The organism is Bartonella sp. AU55XJBT (genome assembly GCF_028618525.1).
On the sequence record NZ_JAQITC010000017.1, the window covers coordinates 26,097 to 41,422 of the forward strand.

Annotated in this window: 11 protein-coding genes and 1 tRNA gene; 11 read left to right on the forward strand and 1 reads right to left on the reverse strand. The window is 35.9% G+C overall.

Features of this window, described 5'->3' with window-relative positions; translation table 11 throughout:
* Nucleotides 1–60: 60 nt before the first annotated feature.
* The 4 genes from PVV70_RS08580 to PVV70_RS08595 all read left to right on the forward strand — a co-directional run bounded on the left by PVV70_RS08580 (nt 61) and on the right by PVV70_RS08595 (nt 5,876).
* Entirely contained in the window at nt 61–450 is a 390-nt protein-coding gene (locus PVV70_RS08580) for a hypothetical protein (RefSeq protein WP_273758846.1), read from the forward strand.
* Between the two features lie 91 nt (nt 451–541).
* On the forward strand, nt 542–3,055 hold the full coding sequence (gene secD, locus PVV70_RS08585) for a protein translocase subunit SecD (RefSeq protein ID WP_273758847.1): 2,514 nt from the start codon (nt 542–544) through the stop codon (nt 3,053–3,055).
* A gap of 100 nt (nt 3,056–3,155) precedes the next feature.
* Nucleotides 3,156–4,898 carry a YbaL family putative K(+) efflux transporter gene (gene ybaL / locus PVV70_RS08590; RefSeq protein ID WP_273758848.1) on the forward strand — a complete coding sequence of 581 codons (1,743 nt, stop codon included), beginning with the start codon at nt 3,156–3,158 and terminating at the stop codon, nt 4,896–4,898.
* Between the two features lie 24 nt (nt 4,899–4,922).
* Nucleotides 4,923–5,876, forward strand: coding sequence for a YbhN family protein (locus PVV70_RS08595; RefSeq protein WP_273758849.1), 954 nt, complete (start codon nt 4,923–4,925; stop codon nt 5,874–5,876).
* Nucleotides 5,877–6,460: 584 nt separating this feature from the next.
* Here PVV70_RS08595 and PVV70_RS08600 read toward each other — a convergent pair.
* A tRNA-Lys gene (locus PVV70_RS08600) sits at nt 6,461–6,536 on the reverse strand.
* Between the two features lie 436 nt (nt 6,537–6,972).
* Here PVV70_RS08600 and PVV70_RS08605 point away from each other — a divergent pair.
* The 7 genes from PVV70_RS08605 (at nt 6,973) to PVV70_RS08635 (ending at nt 14,776) form a co-directional block, all read left to right on the forward strand.
* Nucleotides 6,973–8,541: a TerC family protein gene (locus tag PVV70_RS08605; RefSeq protein WP_273758850.1), complete on the forward strand. Its 1,569-nt coding sequence runs from the start codon at nt 6,973–6,975 to the stop codon at nt 8,539–8,541.
* Nucleotides 8,542–9,666: 1,125 nt separating this feature from the next.
* A complete protein-coding gene (locus PVV70_RS08610; protein WP_273758851.1) occupies nt 9,667–10,386 on the forward strand; it encodes a 2OG-Fe dioxygenase family protein in 720 nt (239 codons plus the stop codon).
* Nucleotides 10,383–10,781 carry a hypothetical protein gene (locus tag PVV70_RS08615; RefSeq protein WP_273758852.1) on the forward strand — a complete coding sequence of 133 codons (399 nt, stop codon included), beginning with the start codon at nt 10,383–10,385 and terminating at the stop codon, nt 10,779–10,781. Before PVV70_RS08610 ends, PVV70_RS08615 begins: the two co-directional genes overlap by 4 nt.
* A 31-nt stretch (nt 10,782–10,812) precedes the next feature.
* The gene (locus PVV70_RS08620) at nt 10,813–11,118 is read left to right on the forward strand and encodes a D-isomer specific 2-hydroxyacid dehydrogenase family protein (RefSeq protein WP_273758853.1); all 306 of its coding nucleotides are present in this window, start codon (nt 10,813–10,815) and stop codon (nt 11,116–11,118) included.
* Between the two features lie 233 nt (nt 11,119–11,351).
* The gene (locus PVV70_RS08625; protein WP_273758854.1) at nt 11,352–11,960 is read left to right on the forward strand and encodes a fumarylacetoacetate hydrolase family protein; all 609 of its coding nucleotides are present in this window, start codon (nt 11,352–11,354) and stop codon (nt 11,958–11,960) included.
* A gap of 150 nt (nt 11,961–12,110) precedes the next feature.
* The gene (locus tag PVV70_RS08630) at nt 12,111–12,590 is read left to right on the forward strand and encodes a LysE family translocator (RefSeq protein WP_273758855.1); all 480 of its coding nucleotides are present in this window, start codon (nt 12,111–12,113) and stop codon (nt 12,588–12,590) included.
* A gap of 785 nt (nt 12,591–13,375) precedes the next feature.
* Nucleotides 13,376–14,776 carry an amino acid permease gene (locus PVV70_RS08635; RefSeq protein ID WP_273717785.1) on the forward strand — a complete coding sequence of 467 codons (1,401 nt, stop codon included), beginning with the start codon at nt 13,376–13,378 and terminating at the stop codon, nt 14,774–14,776.
* Nucleotides 14,777–15,326 lie beyond the last annotated feature (550 nt).

Genomic DNA, 15,326 nt, shown 5'->3' on the forward strand with positions numbered 1-15,326 from the left:
AATACTGATAATAAGAAGGGATAAGCTGAACTTAATTAAGATTAAAGAAGACACTCTCGCATGCTTTTTTTGTACCTCTATGGCAAAAAAGAAAATTTGCTCCCTTTGATGACTTGGATTTTTCTATCCAGTTTTGGTGTATTTTTGACAAGCAATCTAGGAATGCGTGCTTCTTTCATCAAACAATCAGACACCAGTAATATCATTAGGAATATTATTAAAACGAATAGATTTGATTTACCCAACAAGTGTGATCAATTGAATGTTTTAACAACTGAAACCCTAAAAATTGTAACATTCCATGCAGAATCTATTTTTATGAGGTCCTTTCAAAAAATCCTAATATTAGCTTTCTTGTTAATAAAAATTTCAGCTATTTATAAACGACTTCATAACGTCAAAACGCAATATTTTTCAAATAAACGGGCTCCTCCCCATGAACATACCTAATCCTCTTCCTTGAATTATAAAACGTTCATCTTATTTTACTCGTGCTTTTAACTTTGAATCACTGTTAGATTGCCTATTAGCGGAATATATCATGCGTACACCTCGTTGGTTAACTACCCTTTATTGCTTTATCCTTTTAAGCAGCATTTATATTGCCTTACCCAATTTATTTTCACACGAACAAGTTAAAAATTCAAAATTCTTACCCGACACCCGTGTCGCCCTTGGTCTTGATCTTCAAGGAGGCTCTTCTCTCCTGCTCGAGGTTGATAGCAAAACATTAAAACGCGATCAATTACACACCGTTTTAAGCAATGTACGTAATGCGTTGCGTGAAAAACAAATCCGTACCTCAAGTGTTCGTATCGTCGAAGATAGCGTTGTCGCCCTTATTTCTGATGCATCACAAACTGAAAAAGCTCTCTCTGCTTTAAAAACATTAATAACCCCCATACACAGCAGCTTTGGTACGACAGAACATAACATCACAATTAGTGCTCAAAATGAAATGCTTCGTGTCACGTTAACGGAAGCGGGTATAAAAGATCGTGTAAGCAACGCCATTGAACAAAGCTTAGAAATCATCCGTCGCCGTATCGATCAAGTTGGTGTTTCAGAACCAGCGATCCAAAAGGTTGGAAATGATCGTATTATGGTCCAATTGCCTGGCTTACAAGATCCAAAACAACTGCGAGATCTTTTAGGCACGACCGCTAAGATGAGTTTTCATCTTGTTCCCTCTAATGTGGACCCCAATAATCCCCCTATAGGTGTTTCCATTCTTCCTGGATATACTGATGAAACACAACATTATGCAATTTATGATCAAATAGCCTTAGATGGAAATGTCCTTAAAGATGCCCGCGCTGGTTTTGACCCGCAAATACCAGGACGTTCTATTATTTCATTTACGCTAGATTCTGCTGGTGCAAAAATATTTGCCGATATAACACGACAAAATATTAACCGTCCTTTTGCTATTGTTTTAGATCATAAGGTTTTAACCGCTCCTACCATCAATAGTGTCATTCCCAATGGGCAAGGTCAAATTACAGGAAACTTTGATCCCAAAGAAGCCTCAACTCTGGCTGCTCTGCTCCGCGCAGGTTCCCTCCCCGCTCCACTCACAGTCATTGAAGAGAGAACGGTAGGTCCAAATCTTGGTGCTGATGCTATCCAAATGGGACTTTACACCGGCATAATCGGTTTTATACTTGTTGCAATTTTTATTTTTCTTCTCTACCGAATTTGGGGGCTCATTGCCAATATAGCCCTAGCGCTCCACACGATTTTAACATTTGCTGCCCTCAGTCTCCTCGGTGCGACGCTGACCCTGCCTGGTATTGCTGGTATTATCTTAGGCATCGGTATTGCCGTTGATGCGAATATTCTCATTAATGAACGTATCCGTGAAGAAAGCCGAAAAGGTGTAAGTGCTTTTGCAGCCCTAGATCGTGGTTTTAAACAGGCTTTTGCAACCATTGTTGATGCAAATGTTACGGCCATTATAGCAACTGTTTTACTCTTTTGGTTTGGTACCGGTCCCGTGCGTGGTTTTGCCGTAACTATGTTGCTTGGGATTATCATCTCCATGTTCACAAATATTACTATTGTACGCATCATCATGATTTGGATTGTTCGTAAATGGAAAATTAAAAAATTGCATATTCACTCCGCTTTCAACATTCTCCCCCAAAAGACAACTTTCCACTTTATGAAAGCGCGATTCATTGGGATTGGTGTCTCAATTATTTTATCAATAGCTTCAGTTTTTCTCTTTTTTAAGCCTGGCTTGAATTTTGGAATTGATTTTATTGGCGGCAGCCAAATGAGTATTACCACGAAAGCACCAGCAGACCTAGCAACCCTGCGTTCCAAGCTTTCTACCCTTAATATTGGGGAAATTAGCCTGCAAAATATCGATAACGAAAACACCGTACTCATTCGCATGCAGAAACAAAGTGGGAGCGAAGCACAACAAACCATCGCCATTGATAAGGTCAAAACAGCTGTACAAAATATCTATCCTGATACCACATTTGATCAAATAGAAGTTGTTGGCCCCAAAATTTCAGGCGAACTTGCCACTGCTGCATTTACAGCTGTTATTCTTGCAGCTATTGCCATGACTCTCTATATATGGTTACGCTTCGAATGGTTCTTTGCTATTGGAGCCATTGTCACACTCATTCTAGACACCACAAAAATGATCGGCTTTTTTGCTTTATTTCAATTTGATTTTAATTTAACAGCCATCGCTGCACTCTTAACAATTGTTGGATATTCTATAAATGATAAGGTTGTCGTCTATGATAGGATGCGCGAGAATATGCGTCTTTATAAAAAAATGCCATTGCGCGAACTGATTGATCTGTCAATTAATCAAGTTCTTATCCGTTGTTTTTTTACATCCGCCACAACAATTCTTGCTATGCTTCCTATGGCGATATGGGGTGGAAGTGCCGTTCATAATTTTGCATTGCCCATGGTCTTTGGGATTATTGTTGCAACATCATCTTCTATCTTTATTGCTGCTCCTATTTTACTCCTGCTAGGAAATTGGTGGCGTGAACGAAATAATCGTGTAAATATGAAAGCGAAATGAAAATGTTCTTTGATACATATGATACATCATTCCTCTCTTCTCGAAGAAATAAGAGACATTTTCATTCATTCGCTTTTTGATCAAGAATAGTAAATAATCCATGCTCCACGACACACCACTTATCACAACCATTGTTGCCGGTTTATGTTTAGCATTTCTTTTGGGAATGATTGCTAGCCGTTTGCGGATTTCGCCCCTTGTGGGCTATTTGTTAGCTGGTGTTATTGTGGGTCCCAATACAGGCGGATTTAAAATAGATTCCGTTATTATCAATCAACTTGCTGAAATTGGTATTATTTTGCTCATGTTTGGTGTTGGGCTACATTTTTCCTTAAAAGACCTTTTATCTGTCAAAGCGATTGCTGTTCCCGCTGCTATTGCCCAAATGGCATTTTCTACTTTTCTAGGCTTATGCCTTGGTCTGATTATGGGTTGGGGCCTCAGTGGGAGCTTGATCTTCGGACTTGCTTTATCCATAGCAAGTACTGTTATCCTGTTACGTGCTTTGCAAGAGCGTCATCTTATTGAAACAGAGAAAGGCCGCATTGCTGTTGGATGGTTGATTATTGAAGATTTAGCAATGGTCCTTATACTTGTCCTTATTCCAGCCTTGGCAAGTACGCTCAACCATACAAACAAAGAAGCATTGGATCCCCTTATTCAATGGTTGGATTTAAGTATTTGGGGTATTTTTGGTCTCACCATCCTGAAAGTCATTATATTTATCGCATTGATGCTCGTCATTGGGCGACGTGTTATCCCATGGCTTTTAAAAATGAGCGCACAATCGGGATCACGCGAATTATTCCGTCTCAGTGTCTTTGCTATTGCCCTAGGTGTAGCATTTGGAGCCGCTCATTTATTTGGTGTTTCTCTTTCTCTTGGTGCTTTTTTTGCCGGCATGGTCATGAGCGAATCAGAATTAAGTCACCATGCTGCTGAAGAATCTTTACCCCTGCGCGATGCCTTTTCTGTTCTCTTTTTTGTTTCTGTAGGCATGTTATTTGATCCAGAAAAGCTCTTAACTCATTTTTTTCCTCTCTTAGCAACCTTATTTATTATCGTCATTGGAAAATCTGCTGTCGCTTTTTTCATCGTTAAAGCTTTTCGCTATTCAAACGCAACGGCTTTAACGATTGCTGCAAGCCTTGCCCAAATCGGAGAATTTTCCTTTATCCTTGCTGGTTTAAGTCTAAGCTTAGGACTTTTAAACAATGACGCCCATGATTTGATTCTTGGAGGAGCAATTTTTTCTATTTTGCTCAATCCTCTTATTTTCATTGCTTGTAACAAAATAAAAAAACGTCTAGAAAAAATTTCTACCTCTTCACAAAATACCCAAACAATTATTGATATTGATCCACAAGATCCTGACCAAGATTTTTTACCAATGACCTTAAAAAACAACCATATCGTCATTATTGGCTATAGTCGTATTGGTCAATGTATTGCATTATCTTTAATAAATAGAGATAAACCCATAGTAATTGTCGAAGAATCAAAACGCCTCGCTGATAAAGCAATTGCCGATGGTTTTGAGGTTATTTATGGCAATATTATTCAACAAGAAATAATGAACGCAGCCAATATAAATCATGCACATAAAGTTGTTATTACAATGCGAAGTACCATTGAAGTCGGAGAATGTATCGTGAATATACGTGATATGCAGAAGGATATCCAGATAATCACACATGCATTATCTGACACAGAAACAGCTTATCTCATTGATTTAGGGGCTGATATTGTAGTAACGGATGATGAAGAAATTGCTAATGGCATTATAGAGCATATAACAGAGCAAAGGTCTGTAAAGAATATGCATAATCATGAAAATTTATAGAAAACATAACATGGATAAAGAAGCGTGAAAATAAAGCAATTTATATGGCCCTTAATTGGTATCTTAGCAATGCTGATATCTGTTCGAATTCTTTATATAAAGCTCTCTGCCATTTCGTTCGCAGACGTATTGGAACGCTTGAGCGATTTAAATACACAGCACTGGTTATTAGCCTGTTTATGTTCTCTGCTTGCTTATGCTGCTCTTGCTGGATATGATCGCATCGCCTTGCAACATCTAGGCCATAAAATTTCTTGGATTTTTATTGCGATCTGTTCATTTACAACTTACGCTCTTTCACATAATATCGGTGCTTCAGTTTTTTCTGGTGCCGTCGTGCGTTATCGCGCCTATAAAATGAAAGGATTAAATGGAACAGAAATCGCCATATTAGTAGGTTTTTGTTCTTTTACTTTTGTCATCGGTACAATCTTACTGTTGGGGATCGTTTTGGTTTTGCAACCCGAAATTATCACCCTCATTCATGAAGAGCTTCCTGAATGGCTGGGAACGACAGTTGGAGCAATTTTACTCAGTTGCATAGCACTTTATACGTTTGGGAGTTGGCTTCAATTGAAGCCCTTACGCTTGGGCAAGAAAATTCAGCTTTCCTATCCACGGCTAAAAATTGTTATTCAACAGCTCCTCATTAGCCCTCTAGAGCTTTTAGGAGCAGCAGGAATTATATATGCTGTTCTCCCCTACAATGCAGATATCCATTTTATTTCTGTTCTTGGTGTTTTCCTAGCATCTTTTACGATAACGCTTCTCTCCAATGCTCCAGCAGGAGGTGTAGGCGTTCTCGAAGCACTCTTCATAACAGGTATGCCGAATATAAATCCAACCGATGTTATCGCAGCACTTATTGTCTTTAGAATACTTTATTTGATCATACCACTCATCATTTCATTATTTGTGGTCGCCATTTTTGAAGCACAGCAATATTGGAAAAAAGCCCCCAAAACACCTCCTAAATAAATAAAAGGCTATCAATGGCTTCTTTTGTGTGTGCCTATAAATGATAGGATCATATCGGAATTCAAATTGCATCTGTAAATTAATACAATCATTATTTTATTTATCTTTTTTACCTTCGAACCTGAAATGCCCCCTTTATAAGAGACTTATTCTAAAAAAACAGAGAAATATTTATCTATTTTCCTTCAAAGAAATTCCATAAACTTGAAAATATCTACCTGCGTAGAAAACAATCGTTTCCATAACATACAACATATTGATTTATAAAGATAATTTATCATTATTCAAGTTGAATGAGAACCTTGAATACCGTAAGATTCTCTCATTTCAAATCTCCCCACGTTGAATGAATCAAAACCATGTCTTTTGCACGTTATAAGCAGGAAGAACCGTGTGAAGTGAAACTGTACAAGAAAGGATTAAAATACCTCTTCTAAATCGTTTCAAGGACAAAAGTTGCTGATATAATATTGGGACGAGCAAAGCGTGTGGTGTAGGCTTTCTCCTCCTCCCCAATTTCATTGAACCTCTTATATCTTGAAAAATTTTATGTAATCAACAAATTATTTATAATACAAAATAAATGGTGGGTGATGAGGGGATCGAACCCACGACCCGCTGATTAAGAGTCAGCTGCTCTACCGACTGAGCTAATCACCCATAAGCTTCCCCAAAAACGAGAATGAGCGTTTCTATAACGCTCCTAAGGGTAGATGTCTAGATATTTTGTTACTTTTTATAGAGAGTCACTGTCTGTAAGGTTAAAAATATGATATTCACTACTTGATCTTATATAAAAATAAACCCATTATAAGAGGCTCTATAAATAAATTTTCTGTTTGTTATACAGAGCCCATAGTTGGAGGATTATCGAGCATAATGCCCGAGCAAAATTTAGAGGAACCTTCTTGTGATTGTAAGCGGGATGGGACGTCGTTTTGTTTTATCAATAATCACATGCATTTAAGCAATACTTTGCTGTTTTTTTCTTTGAATGTAAGTTTTTTACCTTCAATGTTTATGATCAAATATACGAATAAAAGCTCATGAATTTTTTTTGTCTATCACACGCTTTTAAGCTTTTAAAAGGTAAGAAATGATGGAATGGATCACTGATCCCCATGCGTGGTTTGGTTTGGTCACGTTGGTTTTTCTCGAAATTGTTTTAGGAATAGATAACCTTATCTTTATTGCAATTTTAGCTGAAAAATTGCCATTGCATTTGCGTGACCGTGCACGCTTGATAGGTCTTACTTTAGCATTAATCATGCGGCTTTTCCTTCTTACAATTATTGGATGGGTTATGAGACTGGATACGATCATTCTTTCACTTTCATCCTTTGTCTTCAGTTGGCATAGCTTTATTTTAATCGGTGGTGGAGCCTTTTTGCTAGCAAAGGGAACGCTAGAATTACATGAAAGGTTAGAAGGAGTATCTCATGAGAGAAAAACAGGCGTTGCTTATGCTGTTTTTTGGCAAGTCATTGTTCAAGTCGTAGTGCTGGATGCCGTCTTTTCACTCGATAGTATTATTACTGCAACAGGTATGATTGCAAAAGATCAGGCCGCAGTTATGTATATCGCAGTCATTACTGCTATGGGAGTCATGATGTGTGGCTCTGGCTCTCTTATGCGTTTTATTAATCGTCATCCCACTATTGTAATCCTTTGTCTTGGATTTTTAATGATGATTGGTTTTACACTCATTGTTGAAGGGTTCGGTTTTCACATTCCCAAAGGGTATTTGTATGCCGCTATTGGTTTTTCTGTTCTCATCGAAGCTTTTAATCAAATTGGACGTCGTAACCGTGAAAAGATGATTACAACGAATGATCTACGCAGTAGAACAGCTGATGCTGTTTTAAGGCTCCTAGGAGGAGGAAGCAAAGATAGTCATCTTGCTGAAACTGTAGATGTCATTGCTGAACAAGCTGCAGCTTCTGAGTTATTTAGACCAGAAGAAAAGGAGATGATTCGTGGTGTTCTCGATTTAGCAGATCGTCCTGTTCGCTCTATCATGTCGCCGCGCAATGAGATTGAGTGGTTAGATTTAAATGCTGATGAAAATGAAATGCGTGAAGAATTACAAAAGGTTAAGCATAGCCGCTTAATTCTTGCACGTGAAAAAGTGGATGAATTTGTTGGCGTTGCGTTAACAAAAGATCTTCTTTTGAATCTGGCTGAGGGTAAAAAGATTAATTGGAAAAAAGCGATGCGAGAACCACTTGTTGTTCATGAAAATACAAGTGTTTTACGATTGATGGAACAATTACGTCATTCTTCGATTCAGCTTGCAATTATTGTTGATGAGCATGGCTCTTTTGAAGGGATTGCAACACCAACCGATATTCTTGAAGCTATTGCAGGAGATTTTCCTGATGACGATGAAGAGCTCATGATCGCAGAACAACTTGAAAATGGCAACCTTCTTGTAGAGGGATACGCTGATATCCGCCGTTTAAGTGGCTATCTTGGACGAAATCTTGTTGATGAGGCAGACCGTTATACGACTCTGGCAGGCTTTATGCTTTGGCAATTTGGTCATTTGCCGAATGAAGGAGAAAGTTTTGAAACTGATGGTTTACGCTTTAAAGTGGTTGAAATGGAACGGCGAAACATATCTAAAATCCTTATTTCTCCACTTGTATTACCAGAAAAAAGCTAATTCTTTTGATCCATAAGGTTAAGTAAAAAGATTTTTCTTCATGATGAGAAAGTGAAAAGAATAAGAAATTGATAACTTAATTGTATTGTCCTTATTTTATATTTTTTAAGCGGAAAGAATGAATGCACAAAAATTATAGTTATCAATAAATTTTCAGTACAAAAAAGTTTTCACTGATGATTTGCGAAGAGCACTAAAAGAAAAAATGGTGCATAATTATATTTGTAAATGGTTATTAATCTTAAAAATGATAATTTTATACAACATATTGATGCATAATAATTATTTATTATTTCTTTATTAAAACATCCTGTCATCTTCATATTAAAAAAGCTTTTTTAAACATTAAACTACCATCATTAATGCGTTCACTTAACTGATGAAGGCAGCTTTGAGCAACACCCTATTTTCTATAAAATTTGAGATTTTTTTATATTTCTTAAGGAGCTATTCCTTATCTTTTTTTCAATAAATTTAACTTTTTTCCTTCCAAGAGCGACGCTTCTCTTCGCCAGAAAGCTCTTGTTAAGAACGTCGTTACTTCCCCTAGCTCATGTTTTTTGCTACTTTTTCAATCAAAAGATAGCTAAACAGCGCGTTTTTATAGTTATTCCATGAATCTTTGCCGACAGAATATTCTCAAGCAAGACAATAAGCGGCAGTGATCATATTTAACCGGTAACCGAAACCTTTCTTCTTCTCTTCTCTATAATTTAAAATATCATAACGAATACCTACAATACGATCAGTAGATAATATGCAAAAGTTGTCTCTCACTTCAATCACAATAAGGCTCTGGAGCTAACCTTTTTAATGTCTCTACGACATCTCTGGTATGAAATATGTTTTATGACAATGCATTGCGCAACATCGCTAAAGTATAAGTTATCACGAATTCCCCCCTGCATAGCAACTAATATCGTGCTAACATCTTAAATCATTTAAGCCTTATACTAATTATTACTAAAAAACACGACTATTTTACCATTCAAGTTCCTAATAATAAAACCATGCTATAAAAAAAATTAATAGCTTAGCCATAAAAAGAGCTTTTATCTGATATATACTTGCTTCAGTTTTAAAAGTGGTTATAAGAGTCTACTAGTATAGAAAAGGGGGGAGTATATGTTTGTAAGTCTAGATAAGGTTGTTGAGGAACTAAAAAAGAATAAATTTTCCCATATACTTTCTGAGAAAATCAATATCAAGGCAAATGAGATAACTGATTTAGCCTTACTAAAAAGAAGCTGGGACTATTTGCCAATCGATCCTTACATGAAAAAAGGTGACACTTACAGGAGAAGATGCTTTGGCAAATTTATTGTGGATATAGCAAATAAAACAATAGATTTTGTAGATGATAATATTTTTTTTCAGAGTTCTGAAATAAATTGTTATGCAGGTGGGATTGAAAGAAAACTGCCCCAAATGTCAGATATAATATCATCTAATGTTATATTACGGAAAATCATTGAAAATACACTGAATGCTTTTTTGATGTATAAAAAGAAAAAAAGCAATATATGGGATGTTTTTGTGCACCAATTCCGTATTGAATCAAAAAAAGGAATACAAGGAAATCCTACACCAGAGGGCATTCATAAAGATGGTCATACATTTATAAGTATGCACATGATCGGTAGATATAATATTGAAGGTGGTACATCCTATATCTATGATGAAAACAGAAATAAAATAAAAGAGATTGTTTTGGAAGAAAACTTAGAGAGTATACTGCTCGACGATATGGAAATGTACCATTCAGCATTTGTAATTTCATCAATAAATGATAAAAAAGGCTTTAGAGATTTGATGGTTATCGATTATAGAGAAAAACGACAATGAAAATCGCTATAACCGATAGAATAACTGAAGTGAGTGAATTTGAGAAACCTCTGGCTGATTTGGGTGCTGAATTTTATTTTTTCAACTCTTTAAATGAAAACGACTTTCCTGAAGAAATTCTGAGGGAAATTGATGTCTTATTGATCTGGCATGCAAAAATAACAGAGAAAACAACCAAGGAATTGCATAAATGTAAAATAGCAGGACGATTTGGTATCGGTTTTGAGCAATTAGATTACGAAGAGCTAAGAAAGCACGGTGTTGAATTTGCTAACAACCCTTCTTATTGTATAGATGAAGTAGCTGATACTGCATTAACAATGATTTTGGAAGGATGCAGGCAAGTATCCAGACATAATGATTTAGCAAAAAATATAGTAAGAAAACAATCTTAAAATATTCCGTCCAAAACATAAAACCATCGAGTTGGCTGAGTTCGGGAAAATAGTAAAAGCAACGCTAGAGCGTCTAAGGCCTTTTGGATTCAAAATTTTGGTCTATGATCCATATATTGACGAGGGACTCGCTAAATCACTCAACTTCAAACTATTAGAAGATATAGATACCCTTCTAGGAGAGTCTGATGTGGTATCATTACACTGTCCTCTAACAAAAAAAACAATAGGAATGATTAATTCAGAATTTCTCAACAAGATGAAGAAAAATGCTATCTTAGTGAACACCGCGAGAGGGAAAATCCTCAGCGGTTTTGATTGCTTAGAAAGCATCTAAGCGAAAATCCTAAATTTCACGCATTCCCTGATATTCTCCCCATAGAACCACCCAATAGCCACCCTCTCATTAAAGCTTGGAGAGACAATGCGAAGTGGCTATCATCGCGGTTAGTCATTAATCCACACAACGCATACTTTTCAGAAAGCTCACACATCGATATGAGAAAAGATATTGTTTCAACAGTTATATCTTGCCTATACAAAAGGAAAAGAAAAACTTGGAGTTTTCCTATGATTAATAATATTTACTGTGTCGGACTCAATTATGTTGAACATGTTCATGAAATGGGGAATGTTGTTGAAGATGAACCTGTTATATTTAGCAAACCGAATAGTTCACTCATCTTAGGAAATCAAATTGATCTTCCTGATTTTTCCAAAGAAATCCATTTCGAAACTGAAATTGTGCTCAGAATCTCAAAGGATACCTTTATGGTCAATGAAAGGGAAGCTGAAGAATGTTATGATGCTGTAGCGGTAGGTCTTGATCTAACAGCAAGAGATTTGCAAACAAAATTAAAAGAAAAAAAGCTTCCTTGGCTTTTGTCTAAAGGCTTTAAAGGAGCCGCATACGTCTCTGACTTCATAAACAAGGAAAAAGTCAAGGACCCAATAACCTTTACAATGAAGTTGAATGGTGCAACAAGACAACTTGGCAATACGAGAGATATGATTTTCAGCTTTGGGAAAATAATATCATTCTTAAGTCACTACATTCAGCTAAGAAGTGGTGATATCATATATACAGGCACTCCACAGGGCGTAGGAAAACTTTCCCCATTTGATGCCATAGAACTCTATCTTGAAGATAAATTAATCTCAGAGCTAAAAGTAAAATGAGGCATCAAATACTGACCTTTTTCATTGTTTCATTTTTTTTAGTCATCTCACTGGGACCAAACATGGCCCTTATCATCGATAATGCAACGAGATTGGGAAAAAAGAACGCATTTACAAACGTTTTAGGGTTGTGTACAGCAACATATGCGCATGGAGCATTTTCCATATCTAGGTGTATCAGCACTCATTCTCAACAACAAAACGCTCTTCCTTTTAGTAAAACTCATGGGAGGCTGCTATTTATTATATATGGGCTTTAAATCGATTAAATCTGGAATACACAGCTTAAATTCAAAAGAAAAAATATCAACGAATGAAAAAAGCATTGTCGGTAAAACAAAGCTCTTCACCAGCTATATGGATGGTTTTTTAACACAAATACTAAATCCCAAAGTATCAATATTTTACATAGCAGCTTTTCCAAAATTCTTAGCTTCTGGCAGTAGCATAAAAAAAGGCTTTGAACTTGTAACAATACATTCCTTCAATATCTTTGCATGGTTTACTTTAATGACCATTTTTATATCATTTGCAAGTGCCACTCTAAAAAAGGAAAAAATAAAAGGATGTATTAATAGTGCAACAGGAACAGTTTTATCGCTATTTTCTTTTTTCATTTTCTTTGGATAACATTTCCTCTTTTGATAAGAGGTCGTAAAGCTAACAGAGTAATCTTTTCATGACGCTGCCTCTCACTTCTGAAGAGTCTAACCTCTCACAAAGCTGAGACAATCCCCAATTCTTTCTTATTTTCTCTGTAAAACTGAATAACGTTGCTTTTTTATCGTAGTCTCAAGAACTTTTGTGTAAACAATAGAATTTATCGCAACGTTTTATCAATATCTAAATGAAGTTCTTATTCACCACTTTAGAAGAAAAAAGCTAAAGTGTCCCTCTTTTCCTTTGTGAAAAAGGCCCTCTTTTTTACTTATGATAGCATCATAAAAACAAATAAAATGATTTTAGAAATCATTTAAATTTTTTATCATTAAAGAATTTTCCCTACACTTAAGATGCCAACTCTCTAATGCTACTTGAGCAAAAAATTTAAACTCTCTCTATTATGAATAACAACATATTGATTATAAACGATAAATTTCATAAAGTTATAAAAACACCTAACAACTTTCTGAAATAATTTTAAAGGGCGCTCTATCAAAACCTCTTCATGAGCTATTTATTTGTTATTCATAACAAATAAACTCCCTATGCAAATATCTGTTATGCTATTTAAGAGAAATACATTCTCTTTTTTCAAAACCATGTTCTTTTGTTTATCCCCCTTTATCTTTATCCACACAAAACCATAAAAAATGTTTTTTTCCTTTACACCTCATTTATATCATGCTTCGATACGAATAATATCTCTTTGAGTGTAATTTAATCTCAAAATAATTAAAGGGAACCCCCAAAAAATGAACTGTAAACAAAATTTAAAAGATGATCCTCAGAAAAAACTACAACGTGGTCTAGATAACCGTCACGTACAACTTATAGCCCTCGGTGGGGCTATTGGAACAGGGCTCTTCATGGGATCAGGAAAAACGATTAGTGTAGCCGGCCCTTCCATCATACTCGTTTATGCCGTTATTGGATGTGCCCTATACTTTGTCATGCGTGCAATGGGAGAATTATTGCTTTCTAATTCACAATATCGATCTCTTATTGATTTTTCAACCGATATGCTAGGGCCAGGAATCGCTTTTTTTGTTGGCTGGAACTATTGGTTAAGCTGGGTTGTGACTGGAGCTGCAGATATTATTGCAATCATTAACTATATGCATTTCTGGTGGCCAACACTTAATCCATGGATTGTTGTTTTTGCTTGCATTGGTTTCTTTTTAATCCTTAATCTCCTTGCCGTAAAATTTTTTGGTGAACTTGAATTCTGGTTTGGTCTTATCAAAGTCGTAGCAATTTTAGCATTAGTTATTGTTGGATTTTATATGATCACTACAGGCTTTACCTCTCCAAATGGTACTGTCGCTTCTCTCAGTCACGTATGGAATGGTGGAGATATATTTCCCCGAGGAATTACAGGTTTTTTTGCCGGATTTCAAATTGCCATTTTTTCTTTTGTTGGGATTGAAATTGCTGGAACAACAGCAGCTGAAGTCAAAGAACCTAAAAAAGTTCTCCCTAAAGCAATTAATGCAATACCGGTGCGTATTGTACTCTTTTACATCTTTTCTCTTGCTGTGATTATGTCAGTTACACCTTGGGATCAAATAGTTCCAGATAAAAGCCCCTTTGTCTCCATGTTTTGGCTTGCTGGCATTCCAATAGCTGCTGGTTTGGTCAATTTTGTTGTTCTCACTTCAGCGGCCTCTTCAGCAAATAGTGGTATTTTTTCCACCAGCCGTATGATATACGGTCTTGCAACACAAAAAGGCGCTCCTCCAATTTTAGGGAAGCTTTCCAAATACCATGTTCCAGCCAATGCTCTGTTCTTTTCCTGCCTATGTATTTTAGTAGGATATACAATTGCATCATCATCTCCAAGCATCATAAGTGCTTTTACAATTGTGACAAGTATTTCAGCTATTGCATTTTTATTCGTATGGTCCGTCATTTTGATTAGCTATATTGTGTATCGTCGCAATCACCCTCATCTACATGCTGAATCCGTCTACAAAATGCCGGGAGGTGTCATTATGTGCGGGATTGTGTTAGTGTTTTTTGCTTTCATGCTCTATTTGTTAACATTAGAACACGATACCCTAATAGCTTTAAAATACAGTATCTTTTGGTTTATCTTCTTAGGCATAATGTATTTTATGTTTATAAGAAAAAAAATTGCTCCAAAGAACAAATAAAATCTATACAAAACAGCTCAAAAAAGGGTAACTAAAGTGTTACCCTTTTTCTTCTTAATCTTCTCCCCACACTTCAAAAGAAGAGGATTCCTCCCAGCACCGGTTTGTAGAAAAATCTGACGTGTTAAGGGAGATGCTGCTAACCACTTATATGGTTCACCTACATAAGGCTCTATGGGCCCCCTGCCCTGAATACTTCACCTAGCACTCATTCTAAAAATACCTAATGTATAATATATTTTCCCCTATTACTGCTCTAAACAACGGTGTTGTACAGTATAATAGGATAATACACGAATTATTCTGTAAAGAATTTTCTATAAAGTTCACTTACATTGTTTACTCATACAATATTTAGACTTTGCCTCCTCCCCCAATTTTTATGCAACTTTTTTTCAAGATTAAAAATACATCTCTCAATGAAATAGATACTAACAGTTATCTACAACAACAAAATTTTTTATTTTTAAAAAAATCATAATTATCATTTTTATAAAACTATTTTAAATATATTTTTATATAAAATGAAAATTATTATTTAATAAATATT

Excerpts from the sequence above, each read along its gene's own strand:
- PVV70_RS08580 (WP_273758846.1), top strand. The coding sequence starts at position 61 with ATGCTTTTTTTGTACCTCTATGGCAAAAAAGAAAATTTGCTCCCTTTG.
- secD (WP_273758847.1), top strand. The coding sequence starts at position 542 with ATGCGTACACCTCGTTGGTTAACTACCCTTTATTGCTTTATCCTTTTA.
- ybaL (WP_273758848.1), top strand. The coding sequence starts at position 3,156 with ATGCTCCACGACACACCACTTATCACAACCATTGTTGCCGGTTTATGT.
- PVV70_RS08605 (WP_273758850.1), top strand. The coding sequence starts at position 6,973 with ATGATGGAATGGATCACTGATCCCCATGCGTGGTTTGGTTTGGTCACG.
- PVV70_RS08610 (WP_273758851.1), top strand. The coding sequence starts at position 9,667 with ATGTTTGTAAGTCTAGATAAGGTTGTTGAGGAACTAAAAAAGAATAAA.
- PVV70_RS08615 (WP_273758852.1), top strand. The coding sequence starts at position 10,383 with ATGAAAATCGCTATAACCGATAGAATAACTGAAGTGAGTGAATTTGAG.
- PVV70_RS08625 (WP_273758854.1), top strand. The coding sequence starts at position 11,352 with ATGATTAATAATATTTACTGTGTCGGACTCAATTATGTTGAACATGTT.
- PVV70_RS08630 (WP_273758855.1), top strand. The coding sequence starts at position 12,111 with ATGGAGCATTTTCCATATCTAGGTGTATCAGCACTCATTCTCAACAAC.
- PVV70_RS08635 (WP_273717785.1), top strand. The coding sequence starts at position 13,376 with ATGAACTGTAAACAAAATTTAAAAGATGATCCTCAGAAAAAACTACAA.